This is a genomic window from Clostridium sp. YIM B02569, assembly GCF_022320765.1.
GTDB lineage: Bacteria > Bacillota > Clostridia > Clostridiales > Clostridiaceae > Clostridium > Clostridium beijerinckii.
Map to the genome: position 1 here is coordinate 15,953 of NZ_JAKJJX010000044.1, position 17,371 is coordinate 33,323.

Sequence of the window (17,371 nt, forward strand, 5' to 3'; positions counted from 1 at the left end):
TTATTATCAAGAACGCACTTTTTAGTAACGTAGTTACTATTTATATACTTGAAATTAAAGAGGTAGTCAAAAATGATGAGATTTAAAGGAATTGAATACAATTGTTCTATGGAATTAACTTTAGATATTATAGGAGGAAAATGGAAGCCGATAATTATTTGGCAGTTAGGTAAAAGAACCATGAGATTTAATGAATTAAAAAGAAGTTTACCTAATATTACACAAAAGATGTTAACTCAACAGCTGAGAGCTTTAGAGGATGATGGGTTGATTAATAGGATAGCTTATAATCAAGTACCACCTAAAGTTGAGTATTCTTTAACTAACTATGGAAGAAGTCTCTTACCTATTTTAGCTGATTTATGTGATTGGGCAATTGATTATTCAAATACTGTTGAGGAAAAGAATATGCTTAAAGAAAAGATATGATAGGAAATTAAATAAAATTAAAAAATAAAGTGTTCTTATGTGGAAATACATTGGGATGGGGGGGACTCCTACAACGAGGAGCCCGAAAAATAATTATGAAAACTTAATTTATGTCACATAATTAGTATTGCACATATAGAGAGAAATATTCAAAATAAGAATAAAAAATTTAATATTTCCGGCTAGGGATTCTTGAAAGGTGATTTAATTATAAGCAAAAAAATTATAGCTAAAAATATTTGTACTTACTTATGTAAAATATTTATCACTATAAAGTGTTTCGGCATTTTGTAAGATAGATATATTATGCATATTCAATAAAGTCAATATAAGCAAAGATTTACTGAGAACTATAGGAAATTCAATACTAATTATATATATTGAAATGGACAATAAGTATTTATTTGATAATTTGAGATTGTAGTTAATATATGATTATTATAAAAACATAAAAAATAGAGGTAGTATCAGTGGGGGACACTAACGATACTGCCTCTATTTTAATTAAGATATTACTCTTTTCATATAAGAGTATTGACGATGTTTAAGTAAAATATACAACTTAAACAAAAAAATTTAAGTAGCATTAGTTGAGTTAATATAAAGCTAATTATTATTATAAAAAGTGGAATTGATATATAACTAAGAAGAAAGTTTTAAGCTAGGGAAATCCATATGCATAAGTACGTGTAACATAATTTATCATTGGCTCATAAAATATATTACAGTTAGTAAACTTATGATAAAGAGGAACTGAAATTATGTCAATTTAAACAGAGGAAATTGAAGTTACTACTGCAGAAAATCAATTTCAAGCTGAAATAAGTGATGGCAACATTGTTGATTCTTTATTTCAAAACTCTATACAAATATCGAAGACTGGTCCTGCATATAGCAGAGTTGGAGATATAGTAACTTACACCTATGCTATTACTAATACAAAATCTACTAGGAGATGGAACAAATTTTTTGATTTAGCATACATTTATATAATTAGGGTGAGAAATATGTATACAGAAAGAACTTTAATAAGATGTATATTTAAGTACAAAGGAAAAAAATATAATATTGAGGATATAATGCCACATTGTTTAGAAAAAGAAAGCTTACTATTTTTATATGAACACGGGAATTATTCAGATGATATCTATAGAGCATCTTTAATAAGAATAAGATATGGTGATGATGAGATTCCTAAATTACCAAAAGGAAGTAATGAAATTGAGTTAGTAGATATTGATATAAATTGTAATTAAGCACCACAAATGTAGGTGCTATTTTAATGCTTAAAACTATGATACGAATTTTAGGTTGAAGTTCGAAGAGTATAATAATAAAAATACAGAATAACTGAACATTATGAATACAAAAGAATATAGTTAGAAAGTAAAATACATTATATGGAATATGTGGTATAATGAATTCAATATGTTAATATTAAGAGCTGTTAATTTAGAGAAAAAGGTATTGTTAGATGTTTCGTATAGTACATAAAATTAATAAAGCAGTATAAATTTATAGCTCCACAGGTTATAAGGTATTATGTATCTTAGTTAAATAAATTAAAGACATGTTTTGTAACAGGGGGGGTAACCAATGATAGTAGCAGTTTTATCAGATATTCATGGAAATGGAGTAGCATTAAAATATACTATAAGAGATTTGAAAGAACTAGGGATTAGCAAAATTATAATTCTAGGAGATGTAGTTATGAAAGGACCAATGCCATCTGAGGTTCTTAAATTGTTAAATGATGAAGAACTAGAAGTCTTGACGTGGATTAAAGGAAATACAGATATGTGGTTTAAAGAGTTTTTAAAAGTTGGAGAAAATTTATCAGATAAGGAAAAGCAACTGCATCTATATTATAAATATTCAAAAAAGTATTTAAGTCATGATCAGGTAGAGTTTATAGATAATTTACCATTAGAGTCCTCAATTATACTTAATAATATTGAAGTACTTTGCGTTCACGGAACACCAAAATCTATAGTTGAAGCAATTGATGGAACTGTACATAAAGATGATATTAAAAAGGCTATAAGTGGAGTGAAGGAAAGATTAATCTTATGCGGGCATTCTCACAGTTCTTTTATAGGGGAAGTTGATGGTAAGAAAATATTTAATGTTGGAAGTGTTGGAAATTCTCTTGATGGGGATAATAGAATATCTTATGGCATATTAGAATTCTTAGAAGATGAAGTCAAATTAATAAATAGACGCATTGAATATCCAGTAAATAAAATTATTGATATAGCTATAAAAAATAAATTCCCTTTTATTGATCAATATAGAAATTGTATATTAAATGCCAGATAATAGATGTACTGTCTAGATAAAAAAATAGAGTATAACACAACTAATGAGCCTCCTCCGAAAAGAGGCTCATTAAATGGATTACAATGAAGGGAAAGTTATAATTTATCCCAAGAGTATTATATGGAGTTAAGAAATAAATATTCATTATAAGGAAATTATTATTGCTATAAGATAATAATTATGATTTGAATAAATTTAAGAGTGAGAGCTCTATTGCTGAATAGTGATTGCTATTTCACCTTTTCCAACTATAGCAATACGATCATCATCTAGAATAGTACCTAAATTTACAGACTCATTTGCAGTATCAAACTTTTTATAAAAAATTTCATTACCATTTGGGTCAAATATTATTAGGCTTGCAATCTCATCTGGCGTTGTAAGCATGGCTGTGGCTTTAACTTGTTGCGTATCTGTAATATCATATACCCCTTCTTTATATGTATTTGACTCGAAAATTGCTTTTGCGCTGTGTATAGTAGATACTATTAATATCAAAAGTGCTATTAAAAAAGTTCTTAGTTTCATTTATACTAGCCTCACTTCCCGATATTTGAATTTGGATAAAAAAATTATGTTAATAATACATGACGTGTCAATATACTGTTATTATGTGAATACTTAGTTAGACTATTCATAAGTAGCAATTGTTGAAAATAAAAAAAGCTCTCATGCTGAGAGCTTTGGAGATTTAAATTGTGTTCATTTAGGATATTTGTTTTTTAATTGCCAGAACTGACCCTCTTTACGAGGGCAGCTGTTAATTAATAGATTAAAATAAAATTCAGATTATCATCTTTTCAATAGATAGTATATGAAGTTACGATTTAATTATTCAAATCATTAATTGGTAATTTATGCAATTAAGATTGTTTGCAAAGCTGATAGTTAAAAGTTGTTGACATTAAAGTTAAATTTGGAAATAAATAGGCGTTTTATTTAAAGAAAGGAGAAGAGTAATGAAGGTTAAAAAGATCATAAATGACAAAAAGAAGTTTCTTGATTTATTGATGTTAGCAGATGAACAAGAAAATATGATTGATAGATATCTAGAGAATGGAGAAATGTTTGCTTTATATGATGATGATTTAAAAAGCATTTGCGTAGTAGTGAAAAAAGATAGTAATATATATGAATTAAAGAATATGGCTACATATGAGAAATATCAAGGAAAGGGATATGGTAAAAAGCTTATAAGATACATTTTAGATTATTATAAAGGAAAGTGTACAACTATGATTGTTGGGACAGGCGATAGTAATCTAACAATTCCATTCTATGAGAACTGTGGATTTAGTGTATCACACAGAATTAAAAATTTTTTTACAGATAACTATGACCATCCAATCTTTGAAAATGGAATACAGCTCGTTGATATGATTTATTTAAAAATAGACTTATAGAAAATGAAATAGAAGAACCTAAGGCGAAACTACAATTTTTTAATAATTGGCTATCTTTATTAAATTTATTGCTAGAATTATGGATTATGAGGAATATACTAGGAGGCACATAATGATAATAGAAGATAAAATAATAGATGGTAAAAACTTAAGATGGATACTTAGATGCCCTAGAAAAGAGGATGCAAATGAGTTGTCTAAATTAAGAGTTCATATTGATGGAGAAACAGAAAATCTTGATAGAGAATCAGGGGAAGCGTTCTTAACTCCAGAAGATTTTGAAGGAATTATTTGTGAGGATAATACTTCTAAGATAAATCTATTTTTAGTTGCTGAGGTAGGTGGAAAAATTGTGGGATTTTCACGCCTAGAAGGAAATAAATTAATTAGATTCAGACATAAAGCAGAGTTTGGAATATGCATATTAAAGAAATATTGGGGATATGGAATTGGGAGAGTAATTATAGAAAATATTTTAAGATATGCAGACGGCTCGGATATTAAAAAAGTATCATTGTCTGCGGTGGAGACAAATATTAAGGCAATTGAATTATATAAAAGCTATGGCTTCGTGCAAGAAGGTTTATTAATAAATGATCGTATCCACAAAGATGGGAAATATTATAATACAGTTATAATGGGAAGAATAAATAGCAACAATTATTAAAAATGTAATGAGGTCGTATAAATAAAGAATTATAGTTTTATTTTCTTTCTTAAAACTTTATTAGAGGTTTTAATTATTATATTATAGTTTTTTGAGTCACTTATTGCTTCAACATTTTCAAAAATAGCATAACCAGTTACGGAAGTATGTTCAGGTATATTTGTATTATTCAGAATGTTTTCTAATAGTACGTTTGAATCGAGAGCCTTAAGATTATTTTTAGCAGATTGTGTTGTTGGAAAAGTTGCTAAATGTGATTTAAATCCAGAAGTTAATTTTACTTTTATAACATCTATTGGATTAGATGAGTTATTTTCTATAGTTAGATTTATAATTGCTATTTTATTGTTTTTATTATAGTAACTTTTTGAGTTGTTGCAAGACAGTTTTAAGTTAGTATTAATTATTAAAAAAGCTCTATAAGCTAGTAGAAAAGTATCAATCGTTAAAAATATAAGTAATAAAGGAATAAAAATATTTAAGTTCGACATTATAAATTCAGTCATTATTTAGCCACCTTTCACAATGATTTTATCATATATTTAGATAAAATAGAAAATCAAAATTTAAATTTGGAGAAATGGAGATATTAACAATGAAGATTATTGAAAAGAATCCAAGTGATCATGATTCCATACGTTTAATGGATGAATTGTCTAAAGAACTGGAATTTATAACTGGAGATAGCGGAAGGAATTCCTTTAATCCAGAGGATGTATGTGCCCCGCGGTCCTTGTTTGTGGTTGCATATGATGATAATGGAGAGGCCGTAGGATGTGGGGGAATACGGTATATTAATAAAGATATAACGGAAGTTAAGCGGATGTTTGCGAAGATTAAGACAATGGGCGTTGGAAGTGAAATACTATCATATTTAGAGATTCAGGCAAAGAAAATGGGATACTCTGTTATTTGGCTAGAAACTAGATTAATAAATGAGCAAGCAGTAAATTTCTATAAGAAAAGAGGGTACCATCAGATACAGAATTATGGAAAATACAATGGAAATTCTAAAGCAATCTGCTTTGAAAAGAAGGTTATCTAATAATATAATAATATGAAAATCAGTTTATTATACTTAATATAAGCTAACTGGTTTATTTTATAGAGATTTGTATAAAATTTAATATTAATAAAAGCCAAAATAAATATTTTCTTTCACCGATGATAACAATAATGTTGAACAAAAGTGAAAGAGAGGATTTAATATGAATATATCAAAGAGAATATTAGCGATCCTAGAAATTATATTTATCGTGGCTGCAATGGAGGTATCAGTATGTGATGCTAGAGTTATTGCGGGAACAAATGGGTTAAGTCAGAGAGCTGTAATGATAGATGTAGTTCTGTATAATTTTAAGGATAAATATGTCTCTTTAGTTATGGAAAACTTAGAAGAAATTCAAAAGCAAAATGAAGGAAAAGTAGTATTTAGATTTTATGATGGAAAGGGTAACCAATCAACACAAGATGAAGTACTAAGCAATTTGGTCAGTGATAATGCAGATATTCTAATGGTAAATTTAGTTGATACAAGGGCCACACAGGATGTTATCAACAGATTTAAGTCTAAAAATATCCCTATAATTTTTTTTAATAGAGAACCAGTATCTGTTGATGCACTTAGGTATTATGGAAAAGCTTATTATGTAGGAACAAATGCTAAAGAAGCTGGAGAGATGCAAGGAAAAATTATTGTTGATATATGGAACAAGAATAGAGAGTTTATAGATAAGAATAATAATGGAATTTTGCAATATGTTATGCTAGAGGGTGAACATGGAAGTATAGAGGCACGGGAAAGAAGTGAGTCTTCTATTGGAACAATAAATAAGGCAGGAATAAAAACTGAGCAGCTTGCATTAAAAGCTGCCGATTGGCAAAGAGATCTGGCTAAAACAAATATTAGTTCACTACTTTTACAATATGGCAAGAATATTGAGGCAATAATTGCAAATAATGATGAGATGGCTATAGGAGCTGTTGAGGCATTGCAAAACAATGGATATAATTTAGGAGATAAAAATAAGACAATAGTTGTTGTTGGAATTGATGCTACAGCTGAGGCACAAGAATTAATTAAAAAAGGTTTTATGGCGGGTTCTGTTATGCAAGATCCATATGAAATGGCAGAAGCGAGTTATGCAATAGGTATGAATGTATTTGAAGGTAGAGATCCGCTTTATGGTACTAAATATAAGTTTGATGATACAAAAGTTGCTATCCGTTTGCCATATCATGAATATGCGGCTTAAAGTGATTTAGATAGGAACTTCAGATTAAAAAAATGAGAAGTTGGTTTTTAGTAAATAGGAAAGGAGTTTATTATGTTTAAGAGACCTAGTTTTTCTAATGGAAAACTAAAAGCAATACAGTGTATTTGGTGGGCCGTTAGTTTGTTAATTGCAATGGTTTTAAAAGATAATTTAGATTTGAAATTGTGGGAGTATCTTTGTATAGCGGTACCACTAATTTTAAGTGGAGATGCTCTAATTAGAAAATTTATTAAAGGTAAGATATAATTAATTATGAGAAGTATATAAATTTAAAAATAAAATCTAGTAATATTTGATGAAAAAAATTACATGTTTGGCTGTTGCAGATTAATGATACAAGCTAATGATTTTATCAAGTATTTAAGTATCCTCATTATAAAAATATTGAAATAATAACATGTATAGACCTCGTTAATGAATATATATTAAAGATAGTAATTTTGATTTTAAGAGGTTTAGGATGATGTTAGAAATAAAAATAGTATTCAAAAGTGGATATATCGGGTATTTTACTCCTTTAACTGATGAAGAACCAACAGAAGAGAATATATTAAAATTAAGAGAACTTATAAGGAATGCAAAGCAACAGGGAATGAGAGGAAGTTTTGAATTAAAAGAGTTAAAAACAGGTTGTATAACTGTAATAGATATTCAAGAGGTTGCCGCATTTGGCACTAAATTAATAGAAAAGACAGGGATGAATAATGAGCAAAGTAGCATAAGAATACGTAAGAAAAAGAAAAAAGCTTAAATTTACAACAAATATGAAGCCTATTAATAAAACTTAATTAATAATTTATAGACAGAGGAACTGTCCATTAAGTAAGGCATTCACAAAGTATAATGAAAGTGGTTTTATTTTGGTAGGAAATAAGGAGAAAAAAATGATTAAAGATTTTAAATTGGATAACTTGGATAAGGTAATGGAAATATGGCTTGATACAAATATAGAGGCGCATGATTTTATACCTAAAGAATATTGGAGGGATAATTTTGAATTAGTTAAGCAAATGCTTCCGTCAGCAGATATTTATATATTTGAAGAAAATAATATTATAAAAGGATTTATAGGAATTGTAGAACAAAACTATATAGCTGGGCTTTTTGTAAAAAAAGAATATCAAAGAGAAGGTGTTGGTAAGAAGCTTATAGAATATTGCAAATCTAAATATGATAATCTTACATTGCATGTATTTACAAAGAACATAACTGCAGTAAATTTTTATATGAAGAATAATTTCAAGGTTATAGATGAACACATAAATGAAGATACAAAAGCAGTGGAGTATACAATGGCATTTGGAGGAAAATAGTTCATAAGGTTTTATTAGTATGCACATGCATTAATAAAAAATATTAACTTCCAACTTTAAGGAAGATAAAATAAAAGTTTTAAGTACCATATTTTGAAGTGAGTTTGTAGTACTTTTTTAGGCTAATAAAAATTTAATTTATGATAATTGTAATTTAGGATTAAGATTAAATTAATTTTTTTCGGCTATAATTAAAGCACTTTGAAGCAATTAAAATTAATAATATACTAGTACTAAGATTTATTATACTGGAATTAGTTGCTGATAATTAGTAAGTATAAGAAATAGAGGTTGATAAAATGAAAAAACAATATCTAAAAAGATTAGTTGCAATTGGTTTAATATCTACAAGCGTTTTAGCGGTAGCTCCAATTAAAGCATTTGCAGCTTGGAAACAAGATAATGTTGGATGGTGGTATACAGAAGGAAATGAATATGCTACAGGTTGGAGAAGCATTAATGGAGAATGGTATTATTTTGATGGCAATGGTTATATGAAAACAGGTTGGGTACAATATCAAGGAAAATGGTATTATCTATATAGTAGTGGTGCTATGGCTAAAAGTACTACAATTGGAAGTTATTCAGTAGATTCAAATGGAGTCTGGATTCAAAAGAATGATGGCACTACCGGAAATACAGCTGCCACTTTATCCACAAATAATGGTACAATTAATACTTCAACAAATGTTGACTCTGAATCTCAAAAGATAAGTGGTGTAACTGGTATAAAGTTTGATGATGTTACAAAAATAGTATTTTATGATGGAAGAGGCGGTAAATCAATAACAATAGGTGATAAAGAGAAAGTTAAAGAATTCATGGGATATTTAGATGGGTATACCATTAAAAAAGCAACAAATGTTGAAGCATCAGATGGATATATACATTCTGCACATTTTTATATAAATGATAAGGATGTAATGGATATAACATTTGTAAATCCTATAATTATCAATAATAATTATTATAACGTAATAAAAGGTGAATTAGATACAGATAAAATTGATAAATATCTAAAATCAATTGATTCTTCTTATGTTACGACAAGTGAATGGAATGATACTTATAAAAATCAATGAGATTAGTTGATTCAATTATTTGAGTTTTGTACTTTTGATAGATACTAATATTAAATGATGACCGAAATAAAAATAATGGGCAGCAGACATAAATCCAGAAGTACATTTTAGTAGATAAAATTATTTATATTTTTACATTAGTTATCTACCGTAAAAATGATATCAAAAATTTGGCTGCTGCCTTTGTTTTTGTATTAAAGAACTAAAGAATATGTCATTAATTTATAACATAAATTTCAGTGAGAAGTGAAGAAAATGTCATTTACAATGATTAATATATTATGGAGTAGTAAAAATGTTACTACAAATGGTTTTTAAAAGATCAATTATATAAATATAAGATAAGGCAGTAATTTAAAAAGCTGCCTTATCTTATATTTAATGTTAGGAGAATAGTAATTCATGTCTAATATAATTATAGACAAAAATAGTTATATATAATCATTAAATAGAATAATAATTTCCATATAATTAAGGATAGCTAATTAAGGAAAGTTATTTATGATTAAAAAAACTATGATTGTTTAGAATATTCCTTGTAAGGAATCCTAACTGTATTACCTGTCTCATCGAATTTATGATTTGTTCCGTTAAGCGGATTTTGCCCTGAAACAATATTCATTCCTATGGAATAAACTGCGTTTGCATAATCTGAAGGATCTTGTATAACAGTTCCTGTCATAGACCCCTGTTTAATCAATTCAGTAGCCTCTGGTAAGCCGCCAACTCCAACAACGGGAATATATTTGAATTTATTTCCTTTGTTATACCCATACTTTTGGAGGGCTTCAACAGCACCTACGGCCATGTCGTCACTATTTGCAATTATCGCTTCAGTTTTACCATTCTGTGTTAAGATAATTGATTCTATAGTATCTCTCGCACATTTCTTATCCCAATTACAAGAATTAGATGAAATTGCTTGAGTTTTAATTCCTGCTTCATTAAGTGTTTGGATTGGGTATTTACTTCTAGCATCAGTAGCAGGATCGCTTACAGGTCCTTTTAGAATTACGTACTGCACTATGTTGTCTTTATTATGGTCTAAATATGTTTTATTTGTATTCCACTCATTAATAAGAAGTTTGCCTTGCAGAATGCCAGATTGCTCATCATCTCCACCTATAATAATAGTTCTAGGGTATTCTTTAGCAAAATTTGATACTTCTCTGCTTGGTGATGTTAATAGTATAAATGGAATGTTCTTTTGGTGTATCATGTCAAAAGTATTTTTTAATTCTTCTAGTTTGAAAGTAACTGGTTCTATTACAAAAAGATCAAAATCTTGATCAAGTGCCTTAGCAATATTATCATTTTCAGTTCCTTGATTTCTTTCTGAATCAAATACAGTAAATTGAACTTTATTTCCATTTTCTTTCTGGATGTTTTTAAGACTTTCTGAAAAATGGGAAAGAAATAGTTCATCAGTATCCAGTAAAAATACTGCTATTTTAACTGGATTATTAGTAGTAGTATTTGGGCTAGCATATGTGTTAATTTCAATAATATTTAATAAAAAAATAGCGAGAATTAATAAAATGAGCTTTTTTAATATATTCATTGTAATCCTCCATGTAATTACTTAGATTAGGAAATCATAATAATAGATTATCTCTGATTATAAAATTTATTCGTTGGAATTATAAGCCCGATACATTAAGCGATTAATTGAAAGTCAATTTATAGGAAAGTAGTAATAGCATGAAAAAGCGTTTAGAAGATGGCAGAGAGTAATGCAGTATAAAGCAGGAAGAATTAGATAAAAATGTTATAAAAATACCACACTGTTTATTTGCGTGCAGCGTGATGTTCTCATAACATTTTTAAATTTAAAATATAGTAATGGATAGAATTTAACATAAATATATAAAAAGTAAATAAAGAAATTAATAGTTAATTAAAAATCATTATTTATAATTATCAGCACAATAAAAAATATAATGAATAAGTATTTTTAAGTAAATGTTACTGGACTAGTACCAAAAATTATTATAGATGAACCATAGTCAAGAGGTTTTATAGTATGTTGAGGCGATTGAGGACCAAGACGTATTAATTCCTGCAACTGCTGATCGCTATCAATAACTATTATAATAACTCTGCTGTTTGGTGAGTCGATTTTAGCAGCTATAGGTGAACCTATTTTTAGGTTTGCATCTCTTGCGCTGTATATTCCTTGACTAAGCGTTTTACCAACTTGGCCATAGGCAAGTTGCGATATGGTAGTAGATGAAATTAATAGAAATATAAAAATTAATATAACATATCGTTTCATTGAAACTATCAACCTTTCATAAATTTAGATTATTTAAATAATGTATTAATTATTATGTGAATATTAAGTGAAATTATTCAAAGGAATTAATCAAGAATTAATGGATTTTATAATTAGATTAAAGGTAGTTCAATTTAATTTATTGGATAAAGCTAGCGAACTTGTTAGTTTTGGATTATAGCTAAAGAGATATGTATGAAGCAGTTAGGGATTTGAAACATACATGAAAGAAATTATATTAATAAATTTTAGATATTATAATGTTGTAGGGAATAAATGTATAAACATATTTAAATATGAGTTCATATACTATTAACTAGAATAAATAATACTAAAGGAAGAGTAGAATGCAATATTCTCACGAAGCTTCAGCTGATAAAATAGAATTTACAGAGATATTAGGTAGGTATTCATTTAAAACATCTATAAATAATGGAGCAATAGATGGAATTGTAAATTTAACTGAGCTAGCTCCAAATGGAGTTGTTGGTCGATATCCGTATATTTATGGATATTATAATGCAAGTATATTAACTCTAACAGGGATATGGTCAACAGTATCTTATCCTTATGCATACCCTGAAAGCGCTTGTGTATTTGGCGCGTTTAAATTTTATTTCTATAAAAAGAATGGAAAGATAGGATTTAATGGCACATGGGGATGTGGACGTAATCAATATGGAGGGCTTAATGGTGTTGATTATTGGAATGGTGTGAAAATAGAAAATCAAAATTGATTATTCACAAATTCCTATTCTAATCGATATGATATAGATTATAGATAGTTTTTTGGAGGTTATTATAATGGGTTACTATGTCAAAGTAGAACCAGATGTAAAGATCTATGTAGAAGACCTTAATGAGGGTGCCGATAAAACAATTTTATTTATACACGGTTGGCCAGGAAGTCATAAACTGTTTGAATATCAATTTGATGTTTTGCCAAAGATGGGATATAGATGCATTGGGATAGATACAAGAGGATTCGGAGAGTCAGATAAGCCATATAGGGGCTACAATTTTGATACCTTGTCAGACGATGTCAAATGTGTAATTGATACATTAAAGTTGAAGGATATAACATTAGCAGGACATTCAAATGGAGGCGGAATAGCTGTTAGATATATGGCGCGTCATAAAGGTTATGGAGTATCAAAACTTGCTCTTTTTGGGGCAGTAGCGCCAAGTCTTATTAAACGTCCAGATTTCCCTTATGGCTTAGATAAAGAAACAGTTCTGCAGCTAATTGAAGGAACATATACTGATAGACCTAAAATGCTTCAAGGATTTGGAGATATGTTTTTTTATCAACATATAACAGAAGCTTTTTCACAATGGTTCTTTCAATTAGGATTACAGGCAGCAGGATGGTCAACAGCAGCAATTGCAAAGGCTTGGATAAATGAAGTTTTCTTTTCTGACTTAGAAGAGATAGATGTTCCAACTTTAATTATTCATGGAATCCATGACAAAATTGTTCCATTCGAATTAGGACAGATACAAGAAAAGATGATTAAGAATTCTAAGCTTATTCCATTCAAATACAGTGGACATGCAGCGTTCTATGATCAACGTGAAGAATTTAATAAAGAGCTAATGAAGTTTGTTGAAGAATAAGATTTTAAAGTTAAGAAAATATTTTTATAAAAATATTCTGTATGAATAGTTACTTTAATACCGCATGATTCATTAATTTGGATTTGCGGTATTTTTATTTACTGGAAATATTAGAGTCTATATGAATATAATATTAAAGCTAAGGCTTAATATTTAAATGTAATACGTTAATTAAAACGAAATTCCTTATATGCAATTATAAAATGTTACACAATATGTAGAAAGTATTTAATGATGAAGAAAAAGGCACGTTTATTTTGAGTAAATATGCAGAATTGCTCGATAAGTTACCTATTAACATAGGAGACCGGTAGTATTACATGGAATATTATAGTAAAATGATAAATAGGTGCAAAAGCACAAATGAAAAAAGCTGAAAATTGGAGGGCTTTATTATGGAATTATATAACTCCTTCGATTTCATTGGGGAACAATCATATATAGTGGTAGACAATGGGATCGCTACTGAAATTAGTAAGTTATTTATTGAAATGACTGAATATTCAGAGGAAGAACTATTAAATAAAAATATTAAAGAATTATTCAATATATTGAAAATCGGGCCTAATGCAGATTTAGAAGATATTGATGGTGAGAAAGATTACTTTATGTTTACTAAATCATTAGATGCTAGGTTTATAAATATAGATGTGGCAGAAGGTGCAATTGGAAATGTGTATATTTTCTCAGAAAAACCAAATTCACGTCTAGATGTTAAATTCGCAGCAGTAGACGCTCTATGCGCTCATAATAAATTTGGAATTGCTATTTTTAGTACTCCAGATATAACTCTATTGAAAGCAAATCAAACTTATCTAAACTTTCTCGATAAACCATTTAATAGTATAGAAAATTCAATAGGCAAAAAGTTAAATGAAATAATAAAAGGATGGACTGGAAGCTCATCAGAAGAAGTATGGAAAGGAGTGCTTTCAACAAAGAAACCGTTTTACAGTGATGAATATATATTTGAATTTGAAAGAGGAGTGACGTACTGGGAGGCTAGTCTCGCTCCGGTGTTTGAGGATGGAATTCTAAAATATTGTATTGAAATTACAACAGATATAACAGAAAAAGTTTTAGACAGAAAAAGAATGGAAGAGCAAACAAAGGTTATTAAAAAACAAAATGAACAGCTGATGATGCAGGCAAACCTATTAAATCTTTCTTATGATGCTATCTTAGCTTGGGAGATTAATGGGTCTATTATATATTGGAACAAGGGAGCAGAGGAAAAGTATGGTTATAACAGCGAAGAAGCTATAGGAAGTATTAGTTATGAACTGCTAAAAACTACATTTCCTATTAGCTTTAGTAGCATAAAATCAACACTTTTAAGTGATGGAATTTGGCATGCTGAAATAGAGCAAATTAAGAAGGACGGGAGTAAGCTTTTAGTTGAAACTAGATTGCAGTTAATAGTAGATGAAAATGGAAAGCAAATTGTCCTTGAAACTAATCGTGATATTACAGAGAATAAGAAAATGGAAAAAGAATTACAAATTCAAAACCAAATTATAAAACAGCAAAAAGAAGAATTAGAAATAATAATAGATAATATGGCAGATGGCTTAACTGTTGTGGATAACTGTGGTAAGTATAGAAGAACAAATAAAAGAGTAGAAGAATATACTAAAAAGTTTACTTCGCTTGATAATCCAGTAGATAAAGTTGGTGATTCATTTGAAAGTGGAGAAATATACTATGATGAAAAAGGCAAATGCATTTCACTTGAAGATTTTCCTTCTATGAAGGTCATAAGAGGTGAAAAAGTTAAGAATCAGAGAATAGTCATAAAGCACGGAGACGATGCTTCATATTTTGATTTTAATGCAACTCCTGTTTTTGATGAATATGGGAAAGTTAGTTTAGGAATCATTATTAATCGTGATGTGACAGAACAAGTTAATTATGAGAAGCATATTAAAGAACAGAAAGAACTTTTTGAAGCTATATTAGATAATATGCAGGAGTCGATTTATGTATTTGACAAAGATGGTAAGTATATAATTAAAAATAAAGTGGCTAGGAAACGTTTTTCTGGAGAGTTTAAAGAGTTAGGTGAAGGTTATAAAATTACAGAGCTTTATGATTTAGAAGGAAACAAAATGCCAATAGAGGAAACTCCAATATATCGTGTGAAATCTGGAGAAATAGTAAGAAATAATATTGTGAAGTTTAAAAAAGACGATATGGAATATTACAATATCATTAGTGGAACGCCGATTTATGATAATAGTGGTGATTTTTTATATGGAGTTGTAAGTTTTCTTGATATAACAGATATGATCAAAAGCCAACAAGATTTACAAAAAGTACAAGAAAAGTTGCTAGCTGTAGAGCGTGAAAAAAACGAAGGACTTGAGCAGGCAATGGAAATGAAAGATGAGTTCTTATCATTTATTTCTCATGAGTTTCGAACACCACTTAATGTAATTAATACAGCTATACAAACTTTAAATTTAGTTTACTCAAATCAAATGACAGAAAAGATAAAAGCATATATGGGAACTATTAAGCAAAATACTAATAGGCAATTAAGATTGGTTAATAATATTCTTGATATTACTCGTGCTAATGCAGGCCGGATCACGATAAATAAAAAAAATATAGATATAGTTTTTCTAACAAAAGCTATAACTGAATCGGTATATGAATTTGCATCAAAAAAGGGAGTAAGATTAACATTCGTATCAAAACTTACAAAAAAGATAATAGGGATTGATGATGAAAAATATGAAAGAATTATTTTAAATCTTCTTTCCAATGCGATAAAGTTTACACCAGCAGGAAAATCTATTGTTGTAAATTTACATTCAGCAAAAACTAATATATGTATTGAAGTAAAAGACAATGGTATAGGTATACCAAAAAATAAGATAGATGTAATATTTGAAAGATTTGGGCAGGTAGAGAGTTCTTTATCAAGGCAGGCAGAAGGAACAGGTATAGGTTTATCATTGGTAAAGAGATTTGTTGAAGCACTAGGGGGGAGTGTAAGTGTAAAAAGTAATTTAGGCAAAGGTACAACTTTTAAAATATTACTTCCTAATGAGAAAGTAATAGAAGAAAAAAATGAAAAACCGATGATTGATTTAATGACTGATAATAGACTTGTTCAGACTACCAATATAGAATTTTCAGATATATATTTATAACTAAAGGTATTTAGATATGAGTGTTTTATGGTGTAAATAATACAGTAATATAGTAAGTATAAAATTATTTGGAGGTGACTTATTATATTTTTTATCGAAAAAATAATAAGGAATAGGAGCTAATAACGCATAATTAAGCCCCTATTCCAATGAAACAAGTGACAACTACCATTTTGAGGAAATGGTCGGGGTGTAGTTAGTGGCAGCTATCAGATTGCACTATTATTATGTGAAAGAATGAGATAGATATTCTAATTATATTTTACAATAATTTCAGATTGCAGGGGATTATAGATGATTTAACATAGACTGTTTTAAAGATGGACATTTTGGAAAGAATTAAAATTAATAGATTATGTTAAATCAAAGGAGATAATACAATTATGATGTTTAGTGGAGAGCTATTAGAAGAAAAAGTACAGGAATTTTGCAATAATAACAACAGAGATGAAGGACAAATATGGCAGGTTATAAATAATGTTCATACAAGGACGTATGGACGTAACATAATGTGGGAAAAGGAACAATATCAAAAAGAAAGTAACTTGGAAGATATACCAATGGCTGAACAATTTGCTAAATTAAATTTGGTCCATAGAGCAATAGAAATATTAAAAGGGCTCCAAGAATGTATTAAAAATGGTTGGGAGTTAGAATAGAAGGCATACTTCAATTAATATAAATATTAAAGTTAAATGGAAAATTAAGATGAAAATCTAAAGCCTAAGTATGGCTTTAGATTATGATGGTTTGGATAAGGGAGTCTGTCAAGACTTTCGTGTAAACTTCAAAAAGTAATATGTTTATTTTATAAGGTTGGAGGTAGAATAAA

Annotated in this window: 18 protein-coding genes and 1 pseudogene; 15 read left to right on the top strand and 4 right to left on the bottom strand. The window is 28.6% G+C overall.

Annotated features, from left to right (window positions below):
• The first annotated feature begins 72 nt into the window (after window positions 1-72).
• The 3 genes from L3B96_RS26085 to L3B96_RS26095 all read left to right on the top strand — a co-directional run bounded on the left by L3B96_RS26085 (window position 73) and on the right by L3B96_RS26095 (window position 2,748).
• On the top strand, window positions 73-429 hold the full coding sequence (locus tag L3B96_RS26085) for a helix-turn-helix domain-containing protein (RefSeq protein ID WP_012060105.1): 357 nt from the start codon (window positions 73-75) through the stop codon (window positions 427-429).
• A gap of 1,007 nt (window positions 430-1,436) precedes the next feature.
• On the top strand, window positions 1,437-1,685 hold the full coding sequence (locus L3B96_RS26090; protein WP_012060104.1) for a hypothetical protein: 249 nt from the start codon (window positions 1,437-1,439) through the stop codon (window positions 1,683-1,685).
• A 340-nt stretch (window positions 1,686-2,025) separates the two neighbouring features.
• A complete protein-coding gene (locus tag L3B96_RS26095; protein ID WP_238948973.1) occupies window positions 2,026-2,748 on the top strand; it encodes a metallophosphoesterase family protein in 723 nt (240 codons plus the stop codon).
• Window positions 2,749-2,958: 210 nt separating this feature from the next.
• On the opposite strand, the gene L3B96_RS26100 is transcribed toward L3B96_RS26095, so the two are convergent.
• Window positions 2,959-3,276: a hypothetical protein gene (locus tag L3B96_RS26100; RefSeq protein WP_012060102.1), complete on the bottom strand. Its 318-nt coding sequence runs from the start codon at window positions 3,274-3,276 to the stop codon at window positions 2,959-2,961.
• 431 nt (window positions 3,277-3,707) lie between these two features.
• Here L3B96_RS26100 and L3B96_RS26105 point away from each other — a divergent pair, with 431 nt between their 5' ends.
• Together L3B96_RS26105 and L3B96_RS26110 are read left to right on the top strand one after the other, a co-directional pair.
• The gene (locus tag L3B96_RS26105) at window positions 3,708-4,151 is read left to right on the top strand and encodes a GNAT family N-acetyltransferase (RefSeq protein ID WP_238948974.1); all 444 of its coding nucleotides are present in this window, start codon (window positions 3,708-3,710) and stop codon (window positions 4,149-4,151) included.
• A 112-nt stretch (window positions 4,152-4,263) separates the two neighbouring features.
• A complete protein-coding gene (locus L3B96_RS26110; RefSeq protein ID WP_238948975.1) occupies window positions 4,264-4,818 on the top strand; it encodes a GNAT family N-acetyltransferase in 555 nt (184 codons plus the stop codon).
• Window positions 4,819-4,847: 29 nt separating this feature from the next.
• Here the strand turns inward: L3B96_RS26110 and L3B96_RS26115 are convergent, their stop codons facing one another.
• The gene (locus tag L3B96_RS26115; RefSeq protein ID WP_012060099.1) at window positions 4,848-5,324 is read right to left on the bottom strand and encodes a hypothetical protein; all 477 of its coding nucleotides are present in this window, start codon (window positions 5,322-5,324) and stop codon (window positions 4,848-4,850) included.
• Between the two features lie 89 nt (window positions 5,325-5,413).
• On the opposite strand from L3B96_RS26115, the gene L3B96_RS26120 reads away from it, so the two are divergent.
• The 6 genes and pseudogenes from L3B96_RS26120 to L3B96_RS26145 all read left to right on the top strand — a co-directional run.
• Window positions 5,414-5,863: a GNAT family N-acetyltransferase gene (locus tag L3B96_RS26120; RefSeq protein WP_238948976.1), complete on the top strand. Its 450-nt coding sequence runs from the start codon at window positions 5,414-5,416 to the stop codon at window positions 5,861-5,863.
• 163 nt (window positions 5,864-6,026) lie between these two features.
• The gene (locus tag L3B96_RS26125; protein ID WP_238901102.1) at window positions 6,027-7,073 is read left to right on the top strand and encodes a galactose ABC transporter substrate-binding protein; all 1,047 of its coding nucleotides are present in this window, start codon (window positions 6,027-6,029) and stop codon (window positions 7,071-7,073) included.
• A gap of 72 nt (window positions 7,074-7,145) precedes the next feature.
• Entirely contained in the window at window positions 7,146-7,340 is a 195-nt protein-coding gene (locus L3B96_RS26130) for a hypothetical protein (RefSeq protein ID WP_238948977.1), read from the top strand.
• A 214-nt stretch (window positions 7,341-7,554) separates the two neighbouring features.
• Complete coding sequence (locus L3B96_RS26135) at window positions 7,555-7,845, top strand: hypothetical protein (RefSeq protein WP_077838215.1); 291 nt, start codon at window positions 7,555-7,557, stop codon at window positions 7,843-7,845.
• 133 nt (window positions 7,846-7,978) lie between these two features.
• Complete coding sequence (locus L3B96_RS26140) at window positions 7,979-8,407, top strand: N-acetyltransferase (RefSeq protein WP_238948978.1); 429 nt, start codon at window positions 7,979-7,981, stop codon at window positions 8,405-8,407.
• A gap of 389 nt (window positions 8,408-8,796) precedes the next feature.
• Window positions 8,797-9,489 (top strand): annotated as a pseudogene (locus tag L3B96_RS26145) (cell wall-binding protein); the annotation flags it as partial.
• 514 nt (window positions 9,490-10,003) lie between these two features.
• Here L3B96_RS26145 and L3B96_RS26150 read toward each other — a convergent pair.
• Both L3B96_RS26150 and L3B96_RS26155 read right to left on the bottom strand, forming a co-directional pair.
• Window positions 10,004-11,050, bottom strand: coding sequence for a galactose ABC transporter substrate-binding protein (locus L3B96_RS26150; protein WP_012060093.1), 1,047 nt, complete (start codon window positions 11,048-11,050; stop codon window positions 10,004-10,006).
• Between the two features lie 393 nt (window positions 11,051-11,443).
• Window positions 11,444-11,764, bottom strand: a complete 321-nt coding sequence (locus L3B96_RS26155; protein ID WP_077844344.1) for a hypothetical protein — start codon at window positions 11,762-11,764, stop codon at window positions 11,444-11,446.
• 347 nt (window positions 11,765-12,111) lie between these two features.
• On the opposite strand from L3B96_RS26155, the gene L3B96_RS26160 reads away from it, so the two are divergent.
• The 4 genes from L3B96_RS26160 (at window position 12,112) to L3B96_RS26175 (ending at window position 17,198) form a co-directional block, all read left to right on the top strand.
• Window positions 12,112-12,501 carry a hypothetical protein gene (locus L3B96_RS26160; RefSeq protein WP_238901104.1) on the top strand — a complete coding sequence of 130 codons (390 nt, stop codon included), beginning with the start codon at window positions 12,112-12,114 and terminating at the stop codon, window positions 12,499-12,501.
• A gap of 67 nt (window positions 12,502-12,568) precedes the next feature.
• On the top strand, window positions 12,569-13,381 hold the full coding sequence (locus L3B96_RS26165; protein ID WP_238901105.1) for an alpha/beta hydrolase: 813 nt from the start codon (window positions 12,569-12,571) through the stop codon (window positions 13,379-13,381).
• Window positions 13,382-13,776: 395 nt separating this feature from the next.
• A complete protein-coding gene (locus L3B96_RS26170; protein WP_238948979.1) occupies window positions 13,777-16,539 on the top strand; it encodes a PAS domain-containing sensor histidine kinase in 2,763 nt (920 codons plus the stop codon).
• Between the two features lie 383 nt (window positions 16,540-16,922).
• The gene (locus tag L3B96_RS26175; protein WP_236896480.1) at window positions 16,923-17,198 is read left to right on the top strand and encodes a hypothetical protein; all 276 of its coding nucleotides are present in this window, start codon (window positions 16,923-16,925) and stop codon (window positions 17,196-17,198) included.
• Window positions 17,199-17,371 lie beyond the last annotated feature (173 nt).

Coding starts and splice junctions, on each gene's coding strand:
- L3B96_RS26085 (WP_012060105.1), top strand. CDS start 73: ATGATGAGATTTAAAGGAATTGAATACAATTGTTCTATGGAATTAACT.
- L3B96_RS26090 (WP_012060104.1), top strand. CDS start 1,437: ATGTATACAGAAAGAACTTTAATAAGATGTATATTTAAGTACAAAGGA.
- L3B96_RS26095 (WP_238948973.1), top strand. CDS start 2,026: ATGATAGTAGCAGTTTTATCAGATATTCATGGAAATGGAGTAGCATTA.
- L3B96_RS26100 (WP_012060102.1), bottom strand. CDS start 3,276: ATGAAACTAAGAACTTTTTTAATAGCACTTTTGATATTAATAGTATCT.
- L3B96_RS26105 (WP_238948974.1), top strand. CDS start 3,708: ATGAAGGTTAAAAAGATCATAAATGACAAAAAGAAGTTTCTTGATTTA.
- L3B96_RS26110 (WP_238948975.1), top strand. CDS start 4,264: ATGATAATAGAAGATAAAATAATAGATGGTAAAAACTTAAGATGGATA.
- L3B96_RS26115 (WP_012060099.1), bottom strand. CDS start 5,324: ATGACTGAATTTATAATGTCGAACTTAAATATTTTTATTCCTTTATTA.
- L3B96_RS26120 (WP_238948976.1), top strand. CDS start 5,414: ATGAAGATTATTGAAAAGAATCCAAGTGATCATGATTCCATACGTTTA.
- L3B96_RS26125 (WP_238901102.1), top strand. CDS start 6,027: ATGAATATATCAAAGAGAATATTAGCGATCCTAGAAATTATATTTATC.
- L3B96_RS26130 (WP_238948977.1), top strand. CDS start 7,146: ATGTTTAAGAGACCTAGTTTTTCTAATGGAAAACTAAAAGCAATACAG.
- L3B96_RS26135 (WP_077838215.1), top strand. CDS start 7,555: ATGATGTTAGAAATAAAAATAGTATTCAAAAGTGGATATATCGGGTAT.
- L3B96_RS26140 (WP_238948978.1), top strand. CDS start 7,979: ATGATTAAAGATTTTAAATTGGATAACTTGGATAAGGTAATGGAAATA.
- L3B96_RS26150 (WP_012060093.1), bottom strand. CDS start 11,050: ATGAATATATTAAAAAAGCTCATTTTATTAATTCTCGCTATTTTTTTA.
- L3B96_RS26155 (WP_077844344.1), bottom strand. CDS start 11,764: ATGAAACGATATGTTATATTAATTTTTATATTTCTATTAATTTCATCT.
- L3B96_RS26160 (WP_238901104.1), top strand. CDS start 12,112: ATGCAATATTCTCACGAAGCTTCAGCTGATAAAATAGAATTTACAGAG.
- L3B96_RS26165 (WP_238901105.1), top strand. CDS start 12,569: ATGGGTTACTATGTCAAAGTAGAACCAGATGTAAAGATCTATGTAGAA.
- L3B96_RS26170 (WP_238948979.1), top strand. CDS start 13,777: ATGGAATTATATAACTCCTTCGATTTCATTGGGGAACAATCATATATA.
- L3B96_RS26175 (WP_236896480.1), top strand. CDS start 16,923: ATGATGTTTAGTGGAGAGCTATTAGAAGAAAAAGTACAGGAATTTTGC.